26 protein-coding genes and 2 pseudogenes are annotated in these 23,539 nt (G+C 73.0%); 19 read left to right on the forward strand and 9 right to left on the reverse strand.

Features of this window, described 5'->3' with window-relative positions; all coding sequences use genetic code 11:
* Window positions 1–162: 162 nt before the first annotated feature.
* Entirely contained in the window at window positions 163–531 is a 369-nt protein-coding gene (locus ACGFQC_RS25915; RefSeq protein ID WP_363092415.1) for a hypothetical protein, read from the reverse strand.
* Between the two features lie 207 nt (window positions 532–738).
* Here ACGFQC_RS25915 and ACGFQC_RS25920 point away from each other — a divergent pair, with 207 nt between their 5' ends.
* From ACGFQC_RS25920 to ACGFQC_RS25955, 8 genes are all read left to right on the forward strand, one after another.
* Window positions 739–1,029: a hypothetical protein gene (locus tag ACGFQC_RS25920; protein WP_363092416.1), complete on the forward strand. Its 291-nt coding sequence runs from the start codon at window positions 739–741 to the stop codon at window positions 1,027–1,029.
* Window positions 1,017–1,325, forward strand: coding sequence for a hypothetical protein (locus ACGFQC_RS25925; protein WP_363092417.1), 309 nt, complete (start codon window positions 1,017–1,019; stop codon window positions 1,323–1,325). The genes ACGFQC_RS25920 and ACGFQC_RS25925 overlap by 13 nt, the downstream gene beginning before the upstream one ends.
* 92 nt (window positions 1,326–1,417) lie before the next feature.
* Window positions 1,418–1,702, forward strand: a complete 285-nt coding sequence (locus ACGFQC_RS25930) for a VOC family protein (protein ID WP_393288746.1) — start codon at window positions 1,418–1,420, stop codon at window positions 1,700–1,702.
* A 238-nt stretch (window positions 1,703–1,940) separates the two neighbouring features.
* The gene (locus tag ACGFQC_RS25935; protein WP_363092418.1) at window positions 1,941–2,687 is read left to right on the forward strand and encodes an ABC transporter ATP-binding protein; all 747 of its coding nucleotides are present in this window, start codon (window positions 1,941–1,943) and stop codon (window positions 2,685–2,687) included.
* Between the two features lie 2 nt (window positions 2,688–2,689).
* Complete coding sequence (locus ACGFQC_RS25940) at window positions 2,690–5,626, forward strand: FtsX-like permease family protein (protein ID WP_363092419.1); 2,937 nt, start codon at window positions 2,690–2,692, stop codon at window positions 5,624–5,626.
* Window positions 5,627–5,905: 279 nt separating this feature from the next.
* Complete coding sequence (locus ACGFQC_RS25945) at window positions 5,906–6,361, forward strand: cyclic nucleotide-binding domain-containing protein (protein ID WP_363092434.1); 456 nt, start codon at window positions 5,906–5,908, stop codon at window positions 6,359–6,361.
* 69 nt (window positions 6,362–6,430) lie between these two features.
* On the forward strand, window positions 6,431–7,114 hold the full coding sequence (locus tag ACGFQC_RS25950; RefSeq protein ID WP_363092420.1) for a CBS domain-containing protein: 684 nt from the start codon (window positions 6,431–6,433) through the stop codon (window positions 7,112–7,114).
* Window positions 7,115–7,228: 114 nt separating this feature from the next.
* Complete coding sequence (locus ACGFQC_RS25955) at window positions 7,229–8,137, forward strand: universal stress protein (RefSeq protein ID WP_363092421.1); 909 nt, start codon at window positions 7,229–7,231, stop codon at window positions 8,135–8,137.
* Window positions 8,138–8,141: 4 nt separating this feature from the next.
* Here ACGFQC_RS25955 and ACGFQC_RS25960 read toward each other — a convergent pair whose 3' ends face one another.
* From ACGFQC_RS25960 to ACGFQC_RS25975, 4 genes and pseudogenes are all read right to left on the reverse strand, one after another.
* Complete coding sequence (locus tag ACGFQC_RS25960) at window positions 8,142–8,438, reverse strand: V-type ATP synthase subunit D (RefSeq protein WP_363092422.1); 297 nt, start codon at window positions 8,436–8,438, stop codon at window positions 8,142–8,144.
* 73 nt (window positions 8,439–8,511) lie between these two features.
* Window positions 8,512–8,991: pseudogene (locus ACGFQC_RS25965) on the reverse strand (AMP-binding protein); the annotation flags it as partial.
* Between the two features lie 206 nt (window positions 8,992–9,197).
* Window positions 9,198–10,673 carry an AAA family ATPase gene (locus ACGFQC_RS25970; protein ID WP_363092435.1) on the reverse strand — a complete coding sequence of 492 codons (1,476 nt, stop codon included), beginning with the start codon at window positions 10,671–10,673 and terminating at the stop codon, window positions 9,198–9,200.
* A gap of 100 nt (window positions 10,674–10,773) precedes the next feature.
* Complete coding sequence (locus tag ACGFQC_RS25975; RefSeq protein ID WP_363092424.1) at window positions 10,774–11,238, reverse strand: hypothetical protein; 465 nt, start codon at window positions 11,236–11,238, stop codon at window positions 10,774–10,776.
* A gap of 710 nt (window positions 11,239–11,948) precedes the next feature.
* Between ACGFQC_RS25975 and ACGFQC_RS25980 the strand changes: the two genes are divergently transcribed.
* The 3 genes from ACGFQC_RS25980 to ACGFQC_RS25990 are packed head-to-tail and all read left to right on the forward strand — an operon-like array spanning window position 11,949 to window position 14,151.
* The gene (locus tag ACGFQC_RS25980) at window positions 11,949–12,425 is read left to right on the forward strand and encodes a hypothetical protein (protein WP_363092425.1); all 477 of its coding nucleotides are present in this window, start codon (window positions 11,949–11,951) and stop codon (window positions 12,423–12,425) included.
* A gap of 37 nt (window positions 12,426–12,462) precedes the next feature.
* The gene (locus ACGFQC_RS25985; protein WP_363092426.1) at window positions 12,463–13,824 is read left to right on the forward strand and encodes a nicotinate phosphoribosyltransferase; all 1,362 of its coding nucleotides are present in this window, start codon (window positions 12,463–12,465) and stop codon (window positions 13,822–13,824) included.
* Between the two features lie 36 nt (window positions 13,825–13,860).
* Window positions 13,861–14,151 carry a DUF1876 domain-containing protein gene (locus ACGFQC_RS25990; protein ID WP_363092427.1) on the forward strand — a complete coding sequence of 97 codons (291 nt, stop codon included), beginning with the start codon at window positions 13,861–13,863 and terminating at the stop codon, window positions 14,149–14,151.
* 163 nt (window positions 14,152–14,314) lie between these two features.
* Here the strand turns inward: ACGFQC_RS25990 and ACGFQC_RS25995 are convergent, their stop codons facing one another.
* A complete protein-coding gene (locus ACGFQC_RS25995) occupies window positions 14,315–14,887 on the reverse strand; it encodes a dihydrofolate reductase family protein (protein ID WP_363092428.1) in 573 nt (190 codons plus the stop codon).
* Window positions 14,888–15,183: 296 nt separating this feature from the next.
* On the opposite strand from ACGFQC_RS25995, the gene ACGFQC_RS26000 reads away from it, so the two are divergent.
* The 5 genes from ACGFQC_RS26000 to ppk2 all read left to right on the forward strand — a co-directional run bounded on the left by ACGFQC_RS26000 (window position 15,184) and on the right by ppk2 (window position 18,961).
* Window positions 15,184–15,354, forward strand: coding sequence for a DUF5670 family protein (locus tag ACGFQC_RS26000; RefSeq protein WP_030933194.1), 171 nt, complete (start codon window positions 15,184–15,186; stop codon window positions 15,352–15,354).
* 642 nt (window positions 15,355–15,996) lie between these two features.
* Window positions 15,997–16,686: a hypothetical protein gene (locus ACGFQC_RS26005; protein ID WP_363093102.1), complete on the forward strand. Its 690-nt coding sequence runs from the start codon at window positions 15,997–15,999 to the stop codon at window positions 16,684–16,686.
* 1 nt (window position 16,687) lies between these two features.
* Window positions 16,688–17,110 (forward strand): phage holin family protein, encoded by a 423-nt coding sequence (locus ACGFQC_RS26010; protein WP_363093101.1) that lies wholly within the window; start codon window positions 16,688–16,690, stop codon window positions 17,108–17,110.
* A complete protein-coding gene (locus ACGFQC_RS26015) occupies window positions 17,086–17,760 on the forward strand; it encodes a DUF3618 domain-containing protein (protein ID WP_363093100.1) in 675 nt (224 codons plus the stop codon). Before ACGFQC_RS26010 ends, ACGFQC_RS26015 begins: the two co-directional genes overlap by 25 nt.
* A 226-nt stretch (window positions 17,761–17,986) precedes the next feature.
* Window positions 17,987–18,961 (forward strand): polyphosphate kinase 2, encoded by a 975-nt coding sequence (gene ppk2, locus ACGFQC_RS26020; protein ID WP_363093099.1) that lies wholly within the window; start codon window positions 17,987–17,989, stop codon window positions 18,959–18,961.
* A 52-nt stretch (window positions 18,962–19,013) separates the two neighbouring features.
* Here ppk2 and ACGFQC_RS26025 read toward each other — a convergent pair.
* Window positions 19,014–19,202, reverse strand: a pseudogene (locus ACGFQC_RS26025) (hypothetical protein); the annotation flags it as partial.
* On the opposite strand from ACGFQC_RS26025, the gene ACGFQC_RS26030 reads away from it, so the two are divergent.
* Together ACGFQC_RS26030 and leuE are read left to right on the forward strand one after the other, a co-directional pair.
* On the forward strand, window positions 19,201–20,115 hold the full coding sequence (locus ACGFQC_RS26030; protein WP_363093098.1) for an NAD-dependent protein deacetylase: 915 nt from the start codon (window positions 19,201–19,203) through the stop codon (window positions 20,113–20,115). The pseudogene ACGFQC_RS26025 and the gene ACGFQC_RS26030 sit on opposite strands and share 2 nt — an antisense overlap.
* Window positions 20,116–20,286: 171 nt before the next feature.
* Entirely contained in the window at window positions 20,287–20,931 is a 645-nt protein-coding gene (gene leuE / locus ACGFQC_RS26035) for a leucine efflux protein LeuE (RefSeq protein WP_363093097.1), read from the forward strand.
* Window positions 20,932–21,050: 119 nt separating this feature from the next.
* Here the strand turns inward: leuE and ACGFQC_RS26040 are convergent, their stop codons facing one another.
* Window positions 21,051–21,593 carry a lytic transglycosylase domain-containing protein gene (locus tag ACGFQC_RS26040; protein WP_363093096.1) on the reverse strand — a complete coding sequence of 181 codons (543 nt, stop codon included), beginning with the start codon at window positions 21,591–21,593 and terminating at the stop codon, window positions 21,051–21,053.
* A 270-nt stretch (window positions 21,594–21,863) separates the two neighbouring features.
* Between ACGFQC_RS26040 and ACGFQC_RS26045 the strand changes: the two genes are divergently transcribed.
* On the forward strand, window positions 21,864–23,072 hold the full coding sequence (locus ACGFQC_RS26045) for a phospholipase D-like domain-containing protein (protein ID WP_363093095.1): 1,209 nt from the start codon (window positions 21,864–21,866) through the stop codon (window positions 23,070–23,072).
* A gap of 372 nt (window positions 23,073–23,444) precedes the next feature.
* Here the strand turns inward: ACGFQC_RS26045 and ACGFQC_RS26050 are convergent.
* Window positions 23,445–23,539: sigma factor-like helix-turn-helix DNA-binding protein (locus ACGFQC_RS26050; protein WP_363093014.1), on the reverse strand; the 95-nt coding region annotated here is incomplete at its 5' end.

The raw sequence follows: 23,539 nt of genomic DNA on the forward strand, positions 1-23,539 counted from the left end.
CTTGGCGAGGCCATGAAAGGGCTTCCTTCTCAACTCACCTTCTGAAACGAGTTCTTTCGCTTTCCTCGCCCTCGTCGTCACTTACGAAAGGCGCCCGCGCCCACCGCGCGGGCGCCTTTCGCGCTCACCCCGCTCGACGAGGGGTCTCGTCACACCTCCGGGTCAGGAGACGCGCTTCAGCTGCCAGGCGTTGTGGTTGAAGCTGGGGACCGAGGAATAGACGCAGCTGCTGGTGTAGTACGACCTGGTCTGGACCCAGCCGGCGGGCTGGTAGGTGGAGGCGCAGGCATTGACCACGGTGCCGACCGGCAGACCGGTGAGCTGCTTTATCTGCTTGATGTTCGGGCTGAAGCTCTGGGTGCCGCAGCTGCTGCTGTACCCCCAGCTGACGTCGACGTAACCGGCCGGTGTGAGGACGCTCGCGCAGGAGGTGGAGACGTCACCCGGGGCGGCCTGGGCGGGCGCGGCGGACAGGGCGAACATAGCTGCTGTGCCGGCGAAGGCCAGACAGGCGGAACGAAGGCGACGCATCTGTGGTGACTCCTCCTGATCGCGGGCGGCCGGTCAGGCCGAGAAGGCATTTCTACGGGCCGCCGATCAGTTCGGACAGGGACTTTCCGGTCGAACGCGGAGGTGAATTCGGGCTCGGGCTCGGGTGAGGCCCTCGCCGGTCCGGAACCGCTGGGATCCCGCGGATTGTCCACCTCTTCATCGACTCGAGGTGAGGGAGGAACAGCGATGACGCGTACACGCGGGCGTGTGGGGGCGTGGGCCGCCGGACTGGTGGTGGTCGTGGGGAGCATGGCCGCCGGATGCTCCGACGGCTACAACGAGGAGCGCGGCAAGGGGGACGCCCCCGTGCGGGGCGGGGCTGGTGACGACACTCCGGCCGAGGTGTTCAACATGCCCGACGGGTTCGGGAACCTGGCCACCAAGTGTGTGGGGCACGGGTTCCGGGCGTATGTGACGACCAACGCCGACGCGCCGTCCAACATACAGATCGTGCAGGACAAGACGTGCGCCGGTTGATCCGGGGAGTCCTCGGAGCGGCGCTGGTGGTCCTCGGCGTCTCGGGGTGCGCCGGGGAGCGCTACGACGAGCGGGGCAAGGCCGATGCGCCGGTGGCGGGCCGGGCCGGGGAGGACTCCCCGGCCGAGGTGTACGACTTTCCCGACGGGTTCGGGAACATCGCCACCAAGTGCGTGGGAGACGGCAGACGGGGTTACGCCACCACGAAGTCCGTCCGGCAGGAGGGCGAGGACGACGTCGTGATCCTCCCGGCCCACGCGGTGATCGTGGACGACCCGGAGTGCCGGGCCCCCTGACCAGCGTGCGGCAGCGAGCGGGGCGTCCGTTCGTGATCGGTGGTCGGCCCGGGCACCGGGTGGAGCGGGCGCGGCCCGTAGGCCTCCTCCCGGTGGTCGTCGCCGTCCACCGGGAGGAGGCGGGGCCGTGGCGGTTGCGTCCGGACCTCGACGTCCCCGGCCTCGGCACGGCCCAGGAGCAGGTGCTCGCCCCCGGCACCACGCTGCTCCGCGTCGTCACCCGGGCCCGGAGGTTCCTCGCCGATCCGGCGGGCCACTCCTTCCGTCTCCTCCAGGGCTGGCGGGGGAGACCGGTGGAGGCCCTGGCCGTCGCCGCCGAGCCGAAAGGCCGACCCCGCGCAACGCTAGGCCGAGAACCCCGCCGAATGCCTCGCTAAGCTGGATCCGTGCGCCTCGCCCGCACCGCCACGGGGCTCGGGAGCCCCGGTCGCCACCGCTGTCCGGCGACGCATCCGGGCGACCGAGGACACCTGAGTGCGGACGCTCGACCGGGGACGCCCGACCACGGCTGTGCAACCGCTGGAGCGGGTCTCGCGGTGAGCCGGCGGCCGGGCCTGTCGGCCCCTCCCGCGGGGACCGGGCGGCCCTGGCCCGCCGTTCCCTCCGGAGGCTGGTATGGACACCATGAACACCGACCGGGCTCTCCTCGTCGCCACCGGGGTGCGCAAGATCTACCGGACGGGCTCGGTGGAGGTCACCGCCCTGCTCGACCTCGATCTGCTCGTGCGGCACGGGGAGATGGTGGCGGTCATGGGACCGTCCGGCTCCGGGAAGACCACGCTGCTGAACTGCCTTTCGGGGCTCGACGACATCGACGGCGGCCGGGTGGAGGTCGACGGCCACGACCTGTTCGCGATGTCGGACGCGGCACGTACGGAACACCGGGCCCGCTCCATGGGCTTCGTCTTCCAGGCGTTCAACCTCATACCGGTCTTCTCCGCCGTGGAGAACGTCGAACTCCCCCTGCTGCTCGTGGGCAACCGGCCGCACGAGGCACGGCGCAGGGCACTGGCCATGCTCGACCGGGTGGGCCTGGGCCACCGGGTCGGGCACCGGCCGAGCGAGATGTCCGGGGGTGAGCAGCAGCGGGTGACCATCGCCCGCGCCCTGGCCGGACGCCCGGCCGTCGTGTGGGCGGACGAACCGACCGGAAACCTCGACAGCGCGATGGCCGACCAGGTCATGGACCTGCTGTGCGAGCTCAACCGGGACGAGGGCCAGACGATCGTGCTGGTCACCCACGACAGCGCCATCGGCGCGCGGGTCCCCCGTCTGATCCGGATGCGCGACGGGCGACTGGTCGACGACATCCGCCAGGGCGCCACCACACCCGCCGCCGGTCTCGACGCGTCCCGGGGCTGACCGTGTACCCCGGCCTGCTGGTCCCGCTGCTCACCACCCTCGCGCTCGCCCTCGCCGCCCTGGCACTGGTCGCCGCCCGGCAGCCGGTGTCGCGGCGGCTGGCGTTCCGGCAGGTCGCCCGCCGGCGCACCGAGGCGGCGCTGGTGATCGGGGGATCGGTGCTCGGGACGGCCATCGTCATCGGGGCCCTGGTCGTCGGCGACACGCTGAACTTCTCCGTACGGCAGGAGGCGTACCGCACCCTGGGGCAGGTGGACGAGCGCGTCGTCGCACCCCCGGGGCCGGCCGGGCAGGCCGTCACCCGGCGGCTTGCCGTCCTCGCGGACGATCCCGACGTCGACGGGGTGCTGAACGCCCGGACCGCCCAGGCGTCGGCCGTCAGCGGCGCCGCCGGGCGGACGGTGGCCGAACCGCGTGTCCTGGCCTGGCAGCTGGACTTCGACGAGGCGTCGCGCTTCGGCTCCGCGGGCGGGGACTCCGGCCTCGGCGGACCGAACCCGAAGCCGGGCCGGGTCGTGGTCAACGAGCCGCTGGCCCGGTCGCTGAGCGTGTCCGCCGGGGACCCGGTCACGCTGTACCTGTTCGGAGCACCGCGGACGTACCGGGTGGAGCGTGTGGTGCCGGAGGAGGGTCTGGCCGGTGTGGGTCTGGGCGGCAGGCTGAACCGGGATGTGTTCCTCGCGCCGGGGGCCCTGGACTCCGCCGCCCGGGCCGCCGGTACGGAGCCGCGCTCGGTCACCTTCGTGTCCAACCGGGGCGGCGTCGAGAGCGGCGAGTACCTGACCGACCGGGTGACCGCCGACATCCGTCAGGCCCTGGGCCCGCTCGCCGGTCAGACGGCGGTGGAGACGCCCAAGCACACGGTCCTGCGGGACGCCCGCCAGGCCGGGGACTCCCTCGGGGCCCTGTTCCTCATGATCGGCAGTTTCAGCATCATCGCGGGCGCGCTGCTGCTGGTGAACATCTTCGTCATGCTCGGCGAGGAGCGGAAGTCGCAGATGGGCATGGTGCGGGCGGTGGGGATGAAGCGCTCGCGGCTGGTCGGGTCCTTCACCCTCGAAGGGGCCGCCTACGCCTTGCTGTCCGCGCTGCCGGGCGTGGCCATCGGGGTCGCCGTCGGCTGGGGCGTGTCGGTGGTGGCCGCGAAGATCTTCGAGGGCTGGGCGGTCGGCGGAAGCAGCATCCGCATCGTGTTCGCCGTCACCCCGACCAGCATCCTCAACGGACTGGCCATGGGCCTGCTCATCGCCTTCGCCGCGATCCTCGCGACCAGTGTGCGCATCAGCCGGTTCAACATCATCGCGGCGATCCGCGACCTCCCCGCCACACCGGGACGCAAGCCGCGCCGCCGTCTGCTCGTGGTCTCCACCGCCCTCGCGGTCCTGTGCGCGCTGGCGGCCGTCCCCGCCGTGGCACGCAGCCAGCCCGACACGACGTACCTCCTGCCGGCGCTCGCCCTCGTGTTCGCCGCCCCGGCGCTGCTGCGCGTCCTGTCCCGGCACACGGTCACCACCCTGGTCGCGGGAGCCGTGCTCACCTGGACGCTCCTGGCGCCGGTCGTACGCCCCCGGATCTTCGACACCCCCTCGATGTCCGTGTACGTCGTCCAGGGCGCCCTGGCCGCCTTCTCCGCCGTGGTGCTCGTCAGCGACAACCAGCAGACACTGCTGCGCCCGCTGCGGCGGCTGCTGCAGCGCCCGACCGAGGGTGGCCTGGCGGCGCGGCTCGCGGTCGCCTACCCGCTGGCCAAACGGTTCCGGACCGGCGCGACGCTGGTGATGTACACGCTGATCATGTTCGTCCTCGTGCTCCTGACGGAGATCTCGGGCATCCTGCGTGCCGGAGTCGACGGAGTCGTCGCCGACGCCACCGCCGGGTACTCGCTGCGCCTGGACTACAACGCGCAGGTCGCCGGCGACCGGCTGGCCGCCGATCTCCGCGGCGGCCCGTCCGCCGCGGAGATCTCCGCCGTGACACCGCTGCTCAACGCCACGGGGCGGGCCACCGATCCGGGACGGCGCGGCACCCAGCCGCTGGACGCCGCCGTGGTCGGCGTGCCGGACGGGGCGATCACCGGCATCACGTTCCGGGAACGGCTGCCCGGCCTGGGCGACGACGCCGCGGTGTGGCGGGCCCTCGCCACCGACCCGCGCTACGTCGTCCTCGACGGCTTCTTCGGCAGCACCGGCGGCCCGGCCGGCGACTACTACGACCCCGGGGACACCCTCACCCTGACCGATCCGCGGACGGGCCGCAGCGAACGGAAGGTCATCGCCGGCGTGCTCAGCAACGGGATGGTCTTCTACCCGGGCACCGGCGCCAGTTCGACCACGTACCCCGTGGTGCTGGGCGAGCGGGCGACGCGCGAGCTCTTCGGCGCCCAGGCGCAGAACGCCTCCGCGCTGGTGAGGACGAGCCCGGGGACCTCCCCCGACGCCCTGGCGACCCGGCTTCAGGGCGGGCAGCTCGCGTCCAGCCTGGTGGCCACCCCCATCGAGTCGGACATCCGCCGCCAGTTCGACTCCAGTACCGCCTTCTTCCGCCTCATGCAGGGCTTCCTCGCCCTGGGCCTCGGCGTGGGCATCACCGGCCTGGGCGTCGTCATGGTCCGGGCCGTGCGCGAACGCCGCCGCACCATAGGCATCCTGCGGGCCCTCGGCTTCCGGGCCCGGACCGTCCAGCGTTCCTTCCTGTGGGAGAGCACCTTCATCGCCGTGGAGGGGATCGTCCTCGGCTCGCTCCTGGGCGTCCTCACCACCTGGCTGATGTACCGCAACAGCGCGGCCTTCGAGGGTCTCGAAGGAGGTTTCCCCGTCGAGTGGACCGGCATCGGCGCCCTGGCGGCGGCCACCTTCGCCGCGTCGCTGCTGGCCACGATCGGACCGGCACGGCGCGCCGCCGCCATCCGCCCGGCGCTCGCGGTCCGCGTCACCGAGTAGCCGGGGTCACCCGGTAACCGGGCGGGCGCGGACGGGCCCACCACCCCCGGCGGTACGGCACCCGCGTCCCCGGGGGTGGTTCGCGGCCGTCGACCGCCCGGGTTGCGCCGGGCCTGTTTGCCGCGATGGTGGAGTCATGCGGCCGGGAGCGGGCGGCCACCGGGTCCCGGTCCCCGCCCCGGCCGCGCACCGGCCACGCGCCGGCCGCGTGCTGAGACGTCGGTGACCGGACCGGAGTGCGTTCCCACGCCGAGGTCACGGAGAAGGGAGTCCACCGTGGTGGCGAGGACCGGCGTTTTCGGCGCCCTGAGCAAAGAGCACCGCGAGCAGCTCATGACACTCGCGCACGAGGTGTCGTTCGCGGCGGGCGAGCGCATCTTCGACGAGGGCGGCGAGGCCGACCACTTCTGGATCATCCACACCGGCACGGTGGCACTCGACCTGCGTGTGCCCGGTCAGCGGCCGGCGGTCATCGAGACCCTCGGTGCCGGGAAGCTGCTGGGCTGGTCCTGGCTGGTCCCTCCCCATCGGTGGCATCTGGGGGCGGAGGCCGACAGCCCGGTGCGTGCCCACGAGTTCGGCGCGGCGGCGGTCCGTGAGATGTGCGCCAAGGATCCGGGACTGGATCACGAGCTGTGCACCTACGTATCCGGCGTGCTCGCGCGCCGGCTCAGGTCCGCACGGATGCGGCTGCTCGACCTGTACGCGCCGCACGGTGCGGGCGAGGTCCCCTGACCCGGCGGAACCAGACGTGACGGAACCAGACGTGACGGAACCAGACGTGACGGAACGAGGTGCCCGGCAGTGCCGCAGACCCCGCACATCGTGAGCGACGTGATGACCCGGACGGTGATGGCCGTCGGCCGTGACGCGCCCTTCAAGGAGATCGTCCGGACCATGGAGCAGTGGAGGGTGAGTGCCCTGCCCGTCCTCGAGGGCGAGGACCGGGTGATCGGCGTCGTCTCCGAGGCCGACCTGCTGCCGAAGGAGGAGTTCCACGACGGGGACCAGGGCCTCGGCGAGGAACGCCGGCGGCTGTCCGACGTCGCGAAGGCGGGAGCGGCCACAGCGGCGGAGCTCATGAGCACTCCCGCGATCACGGTCCACGGCGACGTCACGCTGGCGCAGGCCGCCCGGATCATGGCCGTCCGGCACGTCAAGCGTCTGCCCGTGGTGGACGGCCTCGGCACGCTCCAGGGCATCGTCAGCCGGGCCGACCTGCTGAAGGTCTTTCTGCGGCCGGACGAGGACATCGAGGAGGAGGTCCGGCGCACCGTGGTGTCGTACCTCTTCCCGGGCCTCAGCCACGCCATCCACGTGAACGTGCGCGAGGGGGTCGTCATCCTGCGCGGGCGCGTTCGCGACACCTCGCTCGTCCCGGTCGCCGTGCGCCTGGTACGCGCCGTGGAAGGCGTCGTGGACGTCGAGCCCCATCTCACCGGCCGGCCCGCCGACCCTGACGACACCGGCGCGCAGGAGGCGCGGTGAGCAGCCGCGACCGCGCGCCCCGCGGGCGATGCCGTGGCGGCTCCCGACGAGTGCGGTCACGCTGGGAAGGACGGCGGGGAACGGACGGCGGCACGGGAATCTGCTGGAGGTGCCATGAACGGTACGCACGGGCGTGAGCCGATCGTCGTGGGCGTCGACCCGGATCCCTCGAAGCGGCTGGCCCTCGCCTGGGCCGCCGACGAGGCCGAACGCCGTGGCCTGCCGGTGCGGCTCGTCCACGCCCAGGGTGTGCCGACGGGCGGGTACCGCACGGGCGAGGCGCGGGCGTCCTGGGAGGAGTGGAACCGCGCGCTGCACGAAGCCGGGACCCGGGCCCTCGAGGAGGCGGTCGCCTTCGTCGAGTCCCGGCGGCCGACCGTGGAGGTGTCGACGGTGCTGGCGGAGGGAGAGCCGGCGTGGGTGCTGCGCGAGGAGGCGGGGAACGCCTCCCTGGTCGTGGTGGGCTCCTGGCATCTGAGCACCCGGCGCGAACTGTTCACCTCCGCCTCCGTGGCTCTCCCGGTGTCCGCCCACGCCCGCTGCCCCGTCGTCGTCGTTCCCGAGCCGGAGCACGTCACCGAGGAGCCGCCGTACTTCGTCGTCGGCGTCGACGGCAGTCCGCACGCGGCGGCGGCGGTGGACGTGGCGTTCGAGGAGGCGGCCCTGCGCGGAGCGGCCTTCAGGGCCCTGTACGTGTGGCATCGGCCGCTCCTCGGCGTGCTGGACGAGGAGGCCGCCGTGCAGAAGTGCCGCCGGGTGCTGTCCGAGACGGTCGCGGGCCGGACCGCGAGGTACCCGGGGGTGGAACTGCACCACGAGGTCGTCCACGGCCACCCCGTGCGGGTCCTGACCAAGGCCTCGGAACACGCGCTGGGCCTGGTCGTCGGCACCCGCGGGCACGGGGGTTTCAGCGACATGCTCCTCGGCTCGGTGACCCAGGGCGTGCTGCACCACGCCCACTGCCCCGTCATCACGGTCCCGGTGCGGGGCGCCGGACCCGGCGGGCACGAGCGCCGGACCTGAACGGTCACCGCTCGAAGGTGCGAGCCGCCCAGCGCCGCCGGACACCGTCCTCGTGCTCGGCCTGCTCCGGGGCGAGTTCGACCCGGTCGAGCGCCTCCCACAGGCGTGGGATCCAGTGGCGCCGCAGGGCACGGACCCGGTGCCGGGTGCTGACGGCCTCCGCGCCCATCAGCTCGGCGGCGTCGTGGGCGACGGCGTACTCCGCGGCGGCGCGCAGGGCACGGCCGTAGACCGCCTCGGCGTGGACGAGGGCCGTGTTGGTGAGCGCGGCGGAGGCGGGAGTGCGGGCGGGCACCGTCACGGAGGCCGAAGTTGGCGATCATGATGCTGCCGGTCCCGGTCTGCCACCAGTTGTCGTGCACCGGCGGGCCCAGGACGTCCCGGCCCCACAGGACGGCCTCCGGGTTGAGGAGCTCTCCGGCAGAGGCGATGAAGCGCGGGGCCGACAGGTCGTGGGAGCGCGGCAGGTGGTAGGGGCCCTGGCGCGGTGTGGTGCGCATGCGCAGGGCCGTCGGATCGGTGTACCAGACGCCGACCCGCTGTTCGCCGAGGATGCGGTACCAGCGCCGGGCGTCGTAGTCGTCCTCGTCGACGACCACCGTCGCGCCGTGGACGGGCGGGGCGATGATCCCGTACGACATGCCGGTGCCCCAGCCGGGGTCGGCGGTGCACCAGTACACGTCCCCGGGGCGCGGGTCGAGCGCGCGGGCGGCGGTGGCTTAGTGTGCGACGACGGCCTCGTGGACGTGGACCGCGCCCTTGGGGGTGCCGGTGGTGCCGCTGGCGAAGTGCGGCAGGGCCATGTCGTCGGGCGCGGTGGGCGGGATGGCGAAGGTGTCCGGGGCGGCGGACATCAGCTCGTCGAAGGAGGAGGCGCCGGGCAGACCGACGGCGTCGGTCGCCTCCCGCGTCGTGGGGTCCGGGACGGTGTCCCAGGAGATGTGCCCCGGACCGTGGTGGACGAGCGCACGCACGGTAGCCACTTCCTCGCTCCCCCACCTCCACGGTCGCCCCGGCGCGGCACTCCGGCGACACGGACCCCGCGCGGTCGTACGTGCCGTCAGTCCGGCTCCATGTAGGGACGGCGGAAGACCGGGGCCTGCCCGGTGCCCCAGGGGCGTACGGCCGCCAGTGCCCGGGCGACGGCGGAGTCCAGCGGGCCGCCGGTGTCGACGGCGACGGCCTCGGGCCAGGCCGGTTCGCGGGCCGCCATGGCGGTGGCGGTGTCCGGGCCGGCGTCGGACGGGCCGGGGGCGCGCGTGCGCAGGCGGGCCGCCGACACCTCGTCCGGAGCCCGGCAGCGCAGGGCGACGAGGTCGGCTCCGGCGCGTTCGGCGACGCGCCGTGCCGCTTCGCGCCGGTCCGTGTCGGACCAGGTGGCGTCCAGGACGACGGACTCGCCGGCGGACAGCAGGGCGGCCGCCCGGTCGAGGAGGGCGGCGTAGGTCCTGCTGGTCCACTCGGGTGTGTAGAGCCCCTCGCCGTAGCCGGCCGCCGCGGACCGCTCCGCCGGAATGCCCGCCAGCTCCTTGCGGACGCGGTCGCTGCTGAGCAGGGTGACCCCCAGCCGGTCGGCCAGCGCCCCGGACAGCGTCGACTTCCCGCTGCCGGGCAGCCCGCCCACGAGGGTCAGGGAGACGGCGGAGGTGCGCAGGTGACGCAGCGCCGTCGACACCAGCCGGCGTGCCGCCGTCCGCGCGCCGGGCGCGCCCTGGTGGGCCTGGATCAGGGACACCTTGGCGCGGACGAACGCGCGGTAGGCGACGTAGTGGTGCCACAGGGACGCGGGGGCGGGATCGCCGGAGTACTCGCCGTACTGCGCGAGGAAGTAGGCGGCGGCTTCCGGGGCGCCGAGCTGTTCCAGGTCCATGGCGAGGAACGCGGCGTCGTCCAGGCCGTCGACGTACCGCAGCCGGTCGTCGAACTCCAGGCAGTCCAGGACGCGAGGGCCGTCGTCGAGGCAGAAGACGTCCTCGGCGAGCAGGTCGCCGTGGCCGTCGACCACCCGGCCCTGCTCGATGCGGGAGGCGAACAGCGGTTCGCGGCCGGCGAGGTAGCGCCGCACCAGCCGTTCCGTCTCGGTCACCCCGTCGGGCACGGAGCCGTCGTCGGCCAGCGCGTGGACCTGCGCGAAGCTCGCCTCCCAGCGCGACGACAGGGCGTCCCGCGTGCCCTGCTCGGCCACGTCCGGACCGCGGGGCGCGTCCGCGTGCCAGGCGGCGAGGTGCCGGGCGACGGCCCGCAGGACGTCGTCGAGGGCGGCTCCTTCCCGCACCAGGCGGGAGAGACGCCGGTCGGCGGGCATGCGCCGCATCACCACGAGCGGTTCGGGGGTCTCCGCGCCGGGGCCGCGGAACTCGCCGAGGCCCAGGTAGACGTCGGGGGCGAAGCGGCGGTTGAGAGCGACTTCGCGGTCGCACGCGGTCCGGCGTGCCGCCCGCGTGGTGTAGTCCAGGAACCCCAGGTCCACCGGCTTCTTGACCTTGTAGGCGCGGTCGCCGGCGAAGAACACGATCGCGGTGTGGGTCTCGCACACCTCGGCGCGCGGCGGCTCGCCGTCCTGGTGTGCGCCGGATCGGAGCACGGGTCCGGCGGCCCCGGTCACCGGGCGCGCCGCGCGCCCGTCACGGCCGGGCTCAGTCATGGGGGACCACGGCGGCACAGGGCCCGTGACGGACGGCGGCCGGGGTGACGGCACGCAGGACCACGGGGCGCTCCGCCCGGGCCACGACCGGCGTGCCGACGTCGGCCGGGAAGCGGCCCCCGAGGGGTTCCGGCGCCCGTGCGCCGGGCGCGGTCGCACCGGAATCGGATGCCACCCGGAGCCGGGGGGTCCGGGCCGCGTCGGCCACCGGGCCGCCGACGGTGTCCCGGTGGGGGTGGCGGGCCCGGAACTCCGTCCGCGCGGTGCGGGCGGAACGCCGCGCCGGGCGGTTCCGACCGGTCCGCGGGGGGACGCGGGCCGGTCCGGGCGCCGGCAGGGACCGCGCGTGCGGCGGGCGTGGCGTGAGCCCGTGGCCGTCGGCCTCGTCGGCGGCCCGGCGGGCGGCGGCGAGACGTCCGGGTGAGCCGTCGGGGCCCACGGTGACGACTGGCTGCATGGCGGCGGTCTCCGTCTCGTACGAAGCTGGATACGACGGTGGGTTCGACGGCGGTACGGCGGCGGTACGAGGGTGGGTGACGGGCGACGACTCCGGCGGCGTGTCCGCGCCGGGGGTCGCCGACACACCGGCGCGGGGCGTCCCTCCTTCGAGGAGTACCCCAATCCCCTTCGCGGCGCATGTGGAGCGGCGACGCGGGAGCCGGGAGCGCGGCGCCCACCGCGAGAGGAGACGGGTGCGATGACAGTTCCCCCGGCGGTCGGTTTCGCCGGACCCCCGGCGGTCGGTTTCGCCGGGTCCGCAGCGGGTCCGGGCGGACCCGGGTCACCTGCCGAGTCGCGGTCCTGGTCCCGGTCGCGGCTCCGGCTCCGGCTCCGGCTCCGGCTCCGGCTCCGGCTCCGGCTCCGGCTCCGGCTCCGGCTCGGTCGTACCCCGGACCCGACCGGTACGCCCGCGGTCCGGGGAAACGGACTGAGCCGAAAACCGGTCCGGCCGGGACCTCCGGCCCTGTTCCCCCGCCCCGCCGCCGTCCGACGGTGGGGGCAGGTGGTGGGGACGGCCGGCGAGTTGCTGGAGGCCGACTCATGAACGCACCAGGTTCGCCGTACACGTCCGGTCCGCCGTCGGGGCACGGCGATCACGCGTCCGGGGGCGCGAACCCCCTGAGGCGTCCGTCCGACAGGTTCGAGTGCTGGTGCCGCCGCGTCCTCATGGTCGTTCTCGTCCTCGGGCTGCCGGCGGCCGCGGTGAGCGCGGGCATGACGGCGTACGAGGCGTCGATGGACACCGTGCGCGCCCAGGCGGCGGAACGGCACCAGGTGACCGCCCGCCTGACGTCGGACGTCAAGGGTGACGACTGGGCGACGCGGCCGGCGCAGGTCCGCTGGACCGGCGCCGACGGGGTCGTGCGGACGGGAGCGGCCCTCGTCGAACCGGGAACCTCCAAGGGCGCCACCGTGCGCGTGTGGGTGGACCGGAACGGAACCGTCACCGGTCCGCCCGCGAGCGAGCTCAACGCGACGACCAGTGGCTGGCTGGTGGGCGGCATGGCCGCGTTCGGCGTGGCCGCCGGGTCCGGCGCGGCCTGGGCGGGCATGCGTCTGGTCCTGGACCGGAGGAGGTACGCGCAGTGGGACGCCGAGTGGAACGTCGTGGAGCCCGGGTGGTCCGCGCGCTTCCACCCGTGACGGACACGACTCCGGCCGAGCCCGGGAGATGACAGCGATGTCGGATGCAACGACCACCGATCTGTACGAAGTCACGATGGCCATGTCCTACCTGCGGGAGGGAACGACCGGCCCGGCGACGTTCAGCCTCTTCGCGCGCTCCCTGCCGCCCGGGCGCGGCTTCCTGGTGGCGGCGGGCCTCGATTCGGCACTCGACCACTTGGCCGACTTCCGTGTCGGCCCCGAGGACGTCGCCGCCTTCGCCTCGGCGCTGCACCGGCCTCCCAAGGACCTGGAACCCCTGCTCGGGCTGACGTTCACCGGCCGGGTGCGGGCGGTCCCGGAGGGGCGGATCGTGCTCGCGGACGAGCCGCTGCTGGAGGTGACCGCACCTCTTCCGCAGGCGCAGTTGGTCGAGACGTATGTGCTCAACCAGCTCAACCACCAGACGACGATCGCCTCGAAGGCCGTGCGCTGCACGCTCGCGGCGGCCGGTCATCCGGTCGTCGACTTCTCCTTGCGTCGCACCCACGGTCCCGAGGCGGGCCTCCAGGCCGCGCGTCTGGGCGCGATGGCCGGCTTCGCGGGGACCAGCAACGTGGCGGCGGCCACCGCGTGGGGCATACCCGCCGTCGGCACCATGGCGCACTCCTTCGTGGAGGCGTTCGCCTCCGAGGAGGAGGCCTTCCGCGCCTTCGCCCGCACCCACCCCGGTCCGGTGACCCTGCTGGTGGACACCTACGACACCGAGGAGGGCGTCCGTGTCGCGGCGCGCGTCCTGCGGGACCTGGACCGCGGACCCGGCTCCGCGGTCCGGCTGGACAGCGGGGACCTGGGGAACCTGGCCGTCCGAACCCGCTCCCTCCTCGACGGGGCGGGCCTGCCGGATGTGCGGATCGTGGCCAGCGGCGGTCTCGACGAGTACGCCGTGGACGACCTCGTCCGCTCCGGGGCACCGATCGACACGTACGCCGTGGGCACCCGTGTCGGCGTGTCGGCCGACGCGCCGTACCTGGACTCCGCCTACAAGCTGGTCGAGTTCGACGGCCGACCGGTGATGAAGCTCTCCTCGGCGAAGGTGACGGCACCCGGCCGCAAGCAGGTGTTCCGCCGTCCCGGCTGCGCCGACGTGATCGGGCTCGCCGACGAGCGGCCCCCCGAGGGCGGCGTGCCGCTGCTGGAGACGGTGATGCTGAACGGGCGGCGCACCGGCGGGCGGCCCACGCTCGACGAGAGCGGGGAGAGGCTCGCCGCGGACCTGGAGACGCTGCCCCCGGCCGCCCGCCGGATCCGGGCGCCGGTCGCGCCCCGGGCGACGGTCTCGGCGCGGCTGGGCGAACTCACGGCCGACGTCCGGCGCCGCATCGAGGACAGGACGCAGGCCGCCTCCACGCCGCCCCGCACCCATGACGCGCCCTGATGACGCGCCCCACCATCCGGATCGAGGAGGAGAGCGATGCCGCACACGTCGGAATGGACGGTCCGTCTTCATCTGTTCGAGGACGACGCGGGAACGACGAAAGCACAGCTGACCCTGGACACCGGCACCACGGAGATCACCGGCCACGGGAGTGCGCACTGCCATCCGGCGGACCCGGACGTGCCGGAGATCGGCGACGAACTGGCAGCCGGCCGGGCCATGAACGACCTCGCCCGGAAGCTGCTGAGGACCGCCGAGCGCGACATCGAGGGCGTGGGCGCCGCGCGGCCGCACCGCCAGGAGATCCCCGACGGATGGCTCACGTGAGCGACGGTGTCCCCGCGCCCCGAGCGCGTCGGCCGGACACGGGGGTGGTGGACGTCGCCGCGGCCCGGCCGTCCACCGACCCGTGACCGGCGTTGACCGCGGGTCGGTCGTACCGGGCGGCGTGCGGCCCGCCGCCGTCCGGAGGTACGGCCTGCCCCTGTGATCAGCGGACGACGTCGAAGACGTTCTTCTGCACGCCGTTGGCGTAGGCCTCGTGCTCGACCAGCGTCAGCTTCTGGGCGTCCTTGTCGGAAGTGCTGAACAGACGCTTGCCCGCACCGAGGAGGAGCGGGAAGACGAGCAGGTGGTAGCGGTCGATGAGGCCGGCGTCCGACAGGCCGTGGTTCAGGGCGGCACTGCCGTGCACGATGATCGGGCCGCCCTCGGTCTCCTTCAGCGCGGCGACGTCGTCGAGGGAGCGCAGGATGGTGGTCTCGCCCCAGTTCGACACCAGGTCGTCCTCGGTGAGGGTGGTGGAGACGACGTACTTCGGCATCATCTTGTAGTCGGCGAAGTCCTCCATGTCCGGCCAGACCGGGCTGAACGCCTCGTAGCTGGTCCGGCCCAGCAGCATCGCGGTGGCCTCCTGCTGCTCACGCCCCTTGATGTCGAAGGCCTCGGGGAGGAACTCGACGTTCTTGAAGGTCCAACCGGAGTTCCGGTAGCCGGGCTCGCCGCCCGGGGCCTCGACGACGCCGTCGAGGGAGACGAAGGCGGTGCTGATCAGGGTGCGCATCGGAAGTTCCTCGGTGTCTCGCGTCTGGTTCTCTGATGGTGAGAGGTACGGAAGGCGCGCGACGGGGTCGCACTCGCGGCCGTGGCGCACCAACCATGATCTCTGACTGCGGATCACCGTGAAACTCATCGGTCGTCCGCCGTCGGGTGCCCGAGGGGACGAGGTGCCCGAGGGGACGAGGCCGACACCGGTGGCGAATCCGTGACCATTGCCCGGAAGTGCGGTGAAGAAACCAGGTGATCCGACTGTGTGTTCTTCGATTCGCCGGGCACCAGGAGCGGCGGAGGTTGATAACTATGGTTCCCCTGCTTCTCGTTCTCCTGCTGGCCCTGATCCTCTTCGGCGCGGGCTTCGCGCTGAAGGCACTGTGGTGGATCGCCGTCATCGTGCTGGTCGTCTGGCTGCTCGGCTTCGTCATGCGCAGCGCGGACACGGGCGGCCGCAAGGGCCGCTGGTACCGCTGGTGACCCGCTAGACGGCAGCAGGACCGTGGGCCCCGGGAACACCCGGGGCCCACAGCCATGTCCCCCTCAGGGCCCGCCTTCGGACAAACGGCATAAGAGGCCCACTACCGGGCACCAGACCTCATAGCTGGGGTCCGGTGCAGCAGCGGAACCTGCGCCTCCAACCACCGGACCCCAGCGGCGGCACGCCCGGGCGCCACCACCGCCGACGGACTCAGGCGTCCGGCACTCCCCCTCACCCGCCCACGGTCCCGGACAGCCGCCGCCCGCCGCGAGGGACCGCCGCCCGCCACGAGGACTGCCGCCGGCGACGAGTCCACGGCCTACGCGAACCGCCGGGATCCGCGTGACACGAATGGCCCGCGAGCAGCGCCCAAGAAGGTGCGGGTGATCGTGGACACCGGCCGCGACGACGCCCCGGGGGGCGGCTCTCCGGCGGACGCCTGTGCGACACGGACCCGTGACCGATCCCGGCGGCACGGGCCCTCACCGGATCCCGCCGCGGCACGGCCCACACATCCCCCTCCTCTCAAAATGTGTCAGAAGGGACATAGTGGCCACTCGGATCGAGAACGGACGGTTACGTGTGATGTCCGGCGTACCGCCTCCCGTACACGCAGTACATCCGATGAGGAGAAGCCGCCGATGACTGAGTCCATACAGACCGGAACGGGGACGACCCGAGAAAAGGCCAAGGCGGAGACCTCGGCGACCGCCGGCCAGGCCAAACAGGCCGCTACCCAGGTGGCGGGCACCGCTGCGGAACAGATGCAGAACGTCATGGGTGAAGCCCGGCAGCAGGCGGGCACGGTCATCGACGAGCTGCGTCACCGCGCGATGGACGAGGCCGAGGGGCAGGCCAAGCGGGCCGCGGACACGCTGCGCCAGTGGGCGGGCGACCTCTCCGGCCTGGCCGAGAACGCCCAGAGCGACTCGCCCGCCCGCAGCCTCGCCGCCCAGGCCGCCGACAGGGGCCACCGAGCGGCCGACTACCTGGACGAGCAGGGCGTCGACGGCCTCGTCTCCAACCTTCAGGGCTTCGCCCGCCGACGGCCCGGCGTCTTCCTCGGGGGTGCTCTGCTGGCCGGACTGGCGGTCGGACGCCTGGGCCGGGCTGCAGGATCCGCCCGGTCCGGCGGGAACGGGTCACAGCTGCCCGCCGGAGCGCCGGACCAGGGCGCGCTGAACGCCCCGGCCTCCCCCGCGCCGCCCACCGGTTCCCCGACGGGCGCCACCTACGGCGCCCCCGGCCACATGCCGCCGGTCCCGCCGGCTCCCCCGGTCACCGGTACGCGGCCGGACGGCATCCCGGGCCGCCCGTACCCGGAGGTGTGAGATGGCTTCGCTCTCCCCCGCCCCCGGCTCGACCGAGCCGCGGGAACAGGACCGGTCCATGGGCCGGCTGCTGTCCGAGGTGACCGGGGACCTCCAGACGCTCTTCCGCCAGGAGGTCGAGCTGGCCAAGACGGAGATCAGGGAGGAGGCCTCCAAGGCCGGCAAGGCCGCCGGGATGTACGGCGGCGCCGGTTTCGCCGGCTACATGGTCCTGCTGTTCCTGTCCCTGGCCGCCGTACTCGGCCTGGCCAACGTGATGGACGGGGGCTGGGCCGCCCTGATCGTCACCGCCGTGTGGGCCGTCGTCGCGGCCGTGCTGTACCAGAAGGGCCGCGAACGGATGCGCACCGTCTCCCCGAAACCCGAGCAGACCGTCGAGACCATGAAGGAGAACGCGGAATGGGCACGTCATCCGACCAAATGAGGGCCGAGATCGAGGCCACCCGCGGCCGGTTGTCCGCGGACGTGGACCGGCTCGCCGATCGTACGAGCCCCCGGCGGGCGGTGCGCCGCCGCAAGGAGCGGATGCGCGGCACCGTGTCGGGCATCCGTGAGCGGGTGATGGGTACGGCGTCGGACACCGCCCACGGTGTGACCGGTGCCGCGCAGTCCACGGCCGCCTCCCTCCAGGAAGGCACCGGGCACGCGGTCGAATCGGTGCGGGACTCCGCCGACCAGGCGGGTCAAGCCGTGCGGCAGGCGCCCGACCTGGCCCGCCGTCAGACACGCGGCAACCCCCTGGCAGCCGGCCTGGTCGCCTTCGGCGTCGGAGTGCTGGCGTCCTCCTTGCTGCCCACCTCCGAGGCCGAGCAGCAGAAGGCGTCCGATCTCATGGAGAGCGAGGCGCTGGAGCCGGTCAAGCAGGCCGCCGCGGAGTCCGCGCAGCACCTCAAGGAAGGTGCCAAGGAAGTGACCCAGAGCGCGGCCGCCGAGGTGAAGGACACTGCCGCGCAAGCTGCCCGCACCACCCAGGACGAGGCGCGCGGCCAGGCCGGCCAGGTCACGGAACAGGCGCGTGACTCCGGCAAGAACCTCGCGGACGAGGCCAGGCGGAAGGGCTCAGGGGCCGGCTGATCGACAGACCCGCCCCGCCGTCGACGCCCCTCCCCCGCCGCTGGTGCGGGGAGGCGGCGTCGCCCGCCGCGGGCCGCGGGGACACCGGCGCCGGCCCCCTCCCGGCGAAGCGCCCGGGCGCCGGCCGGGCGACGCCGCGTTCACCGAGGTGAGAAGCCTCCTGTTCGGGGCAAACGCCCCGTGGGACCCAGAAGGCACGGCCGCCCACGCAGGGAGCGAGGACCGAATGGACCACGAGGAGATCGAGACACGGCTGCTGGACGGTCTGACGGTCGACGACCGCCGCCCGGAACAGCCGATACTGCTCGACGAAGCCGGCGAATCGATCACCACCTGGCGGGACAACTACCCGTACGACCACAAAGTGACGCGCAAGGATTACGAGCAACGCAAGCGGGTCCTGCAGATCGAACTGCTCAAGCTGCAACGCTGGATCAAGGACACTGGCGGCCGCCTGGTCGTGGTGTTCGAGGGCCGGGACGCCGCGGGCAAGGGCGGCACGATCCAGCGTTTCGCCGAGCGCCTGAATCCGCGCGGCGCCAACATCGTGGCGCTGGAGAAGCCCACGGAGCGCGAGAAGGGGCAGTGGTACTTCCAGCGCTACGTCAGCCACCTCCCCGGACCGGGGGAGATCGTCTTCTTCGACCGCTCCTGGTACAACCGGGCGGGAGTCGAACGCGTCATGGGCTTCTGCACGCAGCGGGAGTACGAACTCTTCCTCGAGCAGTGTCCGCCGTTCGAGAAGATGCTGGTGGACGACGGCATCATCCTGGTCAAGTTCTGGTTCTCCGTCTCACAGGCGGAGCAGCGGACGCGCTTCGCGATCCGCCAGGTCGATCCGGTCCGCCAGTGGAAACTGTCGCCGACCGACGTCAAGTCGCTCGATCTCTGGGACGACTACACCACGGCCAAGGTGGAGATGTTCCGGGCCACCGACACCGAACACGCCCCCTGGACCGTCGTCAAGAGCAACGACAAGCGACGTGCCCGCCTCGAAGCCATGCGCAGCCTGCTCCACCGGATCGACTACACGCCCAAGGATCCGGAAGCGGTCGGCAAGCCGGACCCGCTCATCGTCGGTGCCGCCGCCACCCTCCTCGAACCGGGTGAGGAGGACACGGTCCTCTCACCGACCCCGCTGACCGCCCGGACCGAAGGTCCCGGGAACCACCCCGACCCGCAGACCACCGCGCTTCGGTGATCACCGCGTTCTTCGTCGAACCCGGCGTGGGCGGCGGTGCCGGGCGGCGTCGGTGCGGCCACGCGACGTCGCCGGTCCTCTCGTCGAGCGCCACGAGGCGTCCGTCGGCGTCCTGTCCTCCGCATACGCACAGCCGTCGGCCATCCGGCGCGCGGTGGTCGCGTTCACGGAGCCGGTGCGGGTCCGGGCGGTGTCGGGGAACCGGAGCCCGCGGCGGCCGGTTCCGTACCCTGGTTCGCATGCGCACGCGCCCCACCCTCAGCTGGACGCCCACCGAGGACCTGCCGCCGGGCACCACGGACCCGGAGCCGGTCGTCGAGGCGCTGAGCACCGGCGGTGTGCTGGTCCTCAGCGGGGCGGGCATCTCCACGGAGTCGGGCATCCCCGACTACCGGGGCGCGGACGGAAGTCTGAGCAGGCACACCCCGATGACCTACCAGGAGTTCACCGCCGACGTCCGGGCCCGGCGCCGGTACTGGGCGCGCAGCCACCTGGGCTGGCGCACCTTCGGCCGCGCCCGCCCCAACGCCGGGCACCGGGCCGTGGCCGCGTTCGGCCGGCACGGACTGCTCTCGGGTGTGATCACCCAGAACGTCGACGGCCTGCACCAGGCCGCCGGCAGTGAGGACGTCGTGGAACTCCACGGAAGCCTGGCACGGGTCGTCTGCCTCTCCTGCGGCGCCGTCAGCGCGCGCCGGGAACTCGCCCGACGGCTGACGGAGGCCAACGCGGGCTTCGCGCCGGTGGCCGCGGGAGTCAACCCGGACGGCGACGCCGACCTCACCGACGAGCAGGTCGGGGACTTCCGCGCGCTGCCCTGCGCGGACTGCGGCGGCGTCCTCAAACCGGACGTGGTGTTCTTCGGTGAACCCGTTCCGCCGCAGCGGGTCGAGGACTGTCGTGAACTGGTCCGCGGAGCGACGTCACTGCTGGTCCTGGGCTCCTCGCTGACGGTCATGTCCGGGCTGCGGTTCGTCCGCCAGGCGGCCGAGGCGGGGAAACCCGTTCACATCGTCAACCTCGATCCGACCCGGGGCGACCGGCACGCGGCGGCCCGGGTGGCGCTTCCGCTGGGAGCGGCCCTCACCACCGTGACCGGCCGCCTGGGCATCCCCGTGGACGGCGAGGAGGCGGAGGCGGCCCGACCGAGGTGACACCGGACGGAGGCGGCCCGACCGAGGTGACACCGGGGAGCGGCGTCACCGAGGGCCTGTCCGGGGGATCGGGGGATCGTGCCCAAGACGCGGCGACCTGGACGTACCTGCGGGTGCGGTGTTCGAGAACACCCCTGGGAGACGCCGTACCGACGTGCGACACTTCCTGCCATGTTCGGCGTCAACGACCTCCCCACCTATCTGGCAGGGCTCGCCCTGATCATCCTGCTGCCCGGCCCCAACTCGCTGTACGTCCTCTCCGTGGCCGCCCGGCGTGGGGTGCGGGCCGGTTACACCGCCGCGGCCGGCGTGTGGTGCGGCGACGCCGTGCTGATGACGCTCTCCGCCGCCGGTGTCGCCTCCCTGCTCCAGGGCAACGCCGTGCTCTTCGGCATCGTGAAGTACGCGGGCGCCGGCTACCTGACCTGGCTGGCCGTCGGGATGCTCCGGGCCGCGTGGGGGATGTGGCGCGGCCGGCGGGAGCGGGCCGGGTCCGGTGCCGGGTCCGCCGCCGTCGCCGACGAGCGTCCCTTCCGGCGGGCCTTGGTCATCAGCCTCTTCAACCCCAAGGCCATCCTGTTCTTCGTCGCCTTCTTCGTGCAGTTCGTGTCAGAGTCCAACCCGGTCGTGGGGTTCGTGACTCTAGGCGTACTCGCCCAGTTGGCAAGCGTGTTGTACCTGTCTGCGCTCATCTTCGGCGGGTCTCGTCTAGCTGCTGCGTTCCGTCGTCGGAGGACGCTCAGCGCAGGGGCCACCTCGGCCGCCGGGGCACTCTTCCTGGGGTTCGCCGTCAAACTGTCACTGGCCGGCAGCTGAGCCGACCGGCCCGCAGCTGAGCCGAGGCGCGCCACCCGCTGTGGCCACGGACTCGGTGGTGCGGGATCCGCCGAGAGGCCGACGGCACCCCAACCGCCGCCCCCCACCTACCGCGATACCTACCGCGACCGCTCGCCCGGAGACGCCGCCGCCCGGCCGTCTTCGGCCGGAGCGGCCAGAGCCCGGGCGGCCCGGTCGCGGTGTGCGCGGAAACGGCGCAGGTACGACCGTGCCATGGGGCCCGGCGGGACCCCGCAGGCGAAGGCCCGCATGTTGCGTTCGCCCGTGTTGTAGCCGAGGGCGAGGAGTTCGTCGCGGGTGTAGCGGCGCGCGTGCCGCTCCGGAAGGGTGCGGTCGAGGTCCTGCAGATGCAGGGCCGCCGCCCGGATGGCGAACGCGGGATCCTCGCGGAGGTCCCGCCACCGCTTCGACAGGCCGTGCGTCCGCCGGACCCGCTCGAACGTCGCACGGTGCATGTTGGCCAGTCCGAAGGACGCTCCCGGCTTCCACCACTGCCACAGCCGTTCCAGCAACGGATGGTGCGGTTTGTACGCCTCGTTGTGCAGGACGGTCATCACGAGGAGCGGTGAGACTCCCGCTTCTGCGGCGCAGCGCGCCACCTGCGGGGCGTAGTCGGCCGGGTCGTATCCACCGGGCCGCAACGGCGGCTTCCGAACGCCCTCGGGGCCCGCCGGCCCGACCTCTCGCCCGGACACCGTCGCTCGCTCCGCCATCCTCGACCCGCCTCTCTTCCGCCGCCCGCCCCGCCCGTGCGGCGGGGCCGTCCCTGTGAGGGTGCGCGTGCCCCTGCGCCCCGGCCTCAATCCAGCCCGCGAGGGCTGGAGTGCCGCGCCGCCGACCGGGCATCCGGTTGTTCGGGCCGTCGCGGCGGCCCTTGACGTTTGCCTTCACGGTCCAGTGGGAGATTCGGCGTGATACTCGACGACATACCGGCGCCCCGCGCTCACGGCGGCGCACCCGACACGGCGGCGCGCAAGCAGCGCCTGCGCCGTCGTCTGGAGCGGCTGATCGGCGTGGCCGCCACCGAGGGCAACGTGCTGGTGCCCCTGCGCAACGGTGACGAGATCTTCCCCGCGATGCTCGGGGCGATCCGTTCGGCCGAGCACACCATCGACATGATGACCTTCGTCTACTGGCGTGGTCAGATCGCGCACGACTTCGCCGCCGCACTGGCCGACCGCGCCCGCGAGGGAGTGCGCGTCCGGCTGCTGCTCGACGGCTTCGGCGCCAAGGAGATCGAAGGGCGGCTGCTGAACCTGATGAGCGAGGCGGGCGTCCAGGTGGCCTGGTTCCGCAAGCCCGCGTGGCTGTCACCGTTCAAGCAGAACCACCGCTGCCACCGCAAGGCCCTCATCGTCGACGAGGACACCGCCTTCACCGGCGGCGTCGGCATCGCGGAGGAGTGGAGCGGCGACGCCCGCAACCCCGGCGAGTGGCGGGACACCCACGTCCAGGTGCGCGGTCCGGCCGTGGACGGCATCGCGGCCGCGTTCGCGCAGAACTGGGCCGAGTGCCACGACGAACTCTTCGACGACCGTGACCGCTTCACGGCACACCCGCAGGCCGGCTCGTCGGTGGTGCAGGTGGTGCGCGGCTCCGCGAGCATCGGCTGGCAGGACATGCAGACGCTCATCCGGGTCATGCTCACCTCCGCCGAGGAACGCTTCCGGCTGGCCACCGCCTACTTCGCCCCGGACACCTACTTCATCGACCTGCTGTGCGAGACCGCGCGGCGCGGTGTGTGCGTCGAGATCCTGCTCCCCGGGCCCCACACCGACCAGCGGGCCTGCCAGCTCGCCGGTCAGCACCACTACACGCGGCTGCTGGAGGCCGGCGTGCACATCCGCCAGTATCAGCCGACCATGATGCACGCCAAGATCATCACTGTGGACTCGGTGGCCTCCCTCATCGGGTCCACGAACTTCAACCGCCGGTCCATGGACCACGACGAAGAGGTGATGCTCGCCGTCCTGGACGAGGAGTTCACCGCCGCGCTCGACCGCGACTACGACGCGGACCTGCGCGACAGTGTGGACATCGACCTCAGGCGGTGGAGACGGCGGGCAGCGCTGCAACGGGCCAAGGAGTCCGCGGTCCTCCCGATCCGGCGCTTCCTGTGAACCTCCCGGCGAGAGTGCCCCCGCGACCACTAGAACTCAAGGAGAGTGCGGGGGCACTCCCCTGCCCCCGATGAGCGGTGGCGCCGAGGCGCGGCGGCGGGCCCCGGCGGATCGGCGGACACCGGCGGACGAGCGCGCGGGCCGCGACGAGAAAGTTTTCACGCGGGGACGTCGCCGCGGATCTGCCGCCGGCTCCGCGTGCGGGACCGTGGAGAGCGGGCGGGCACGAGCCGCCATCACCCCCTCGCGTCTTCCCGCACGTGTGCGCACGACGGACACGCGGACACGCGGACACGCGGACACGCGGACACGGCAAAGAACGGGACCCGGATGCCGGGTCCCGTTTCGACTGCCGCGGCCGGGGCCGGGCTGTCAGCTGGTGCTGAGCATGCCTTCGCGCAGGCGGGCCAGGAGGCGGGAGATCAGCCGCGAGACGTGCATCTGGGAGACGCCGAGCCGCTCGCCGA

Origin of the sequence: Streptomyces sp. NPDC048734 (assembly GCF_043198675.1) — a bacterium.
GTDB lineage: Bacteria > Actinomycetota > Actinomycetes > Streptomycetales > Streptomycetaceae > Streptomyces.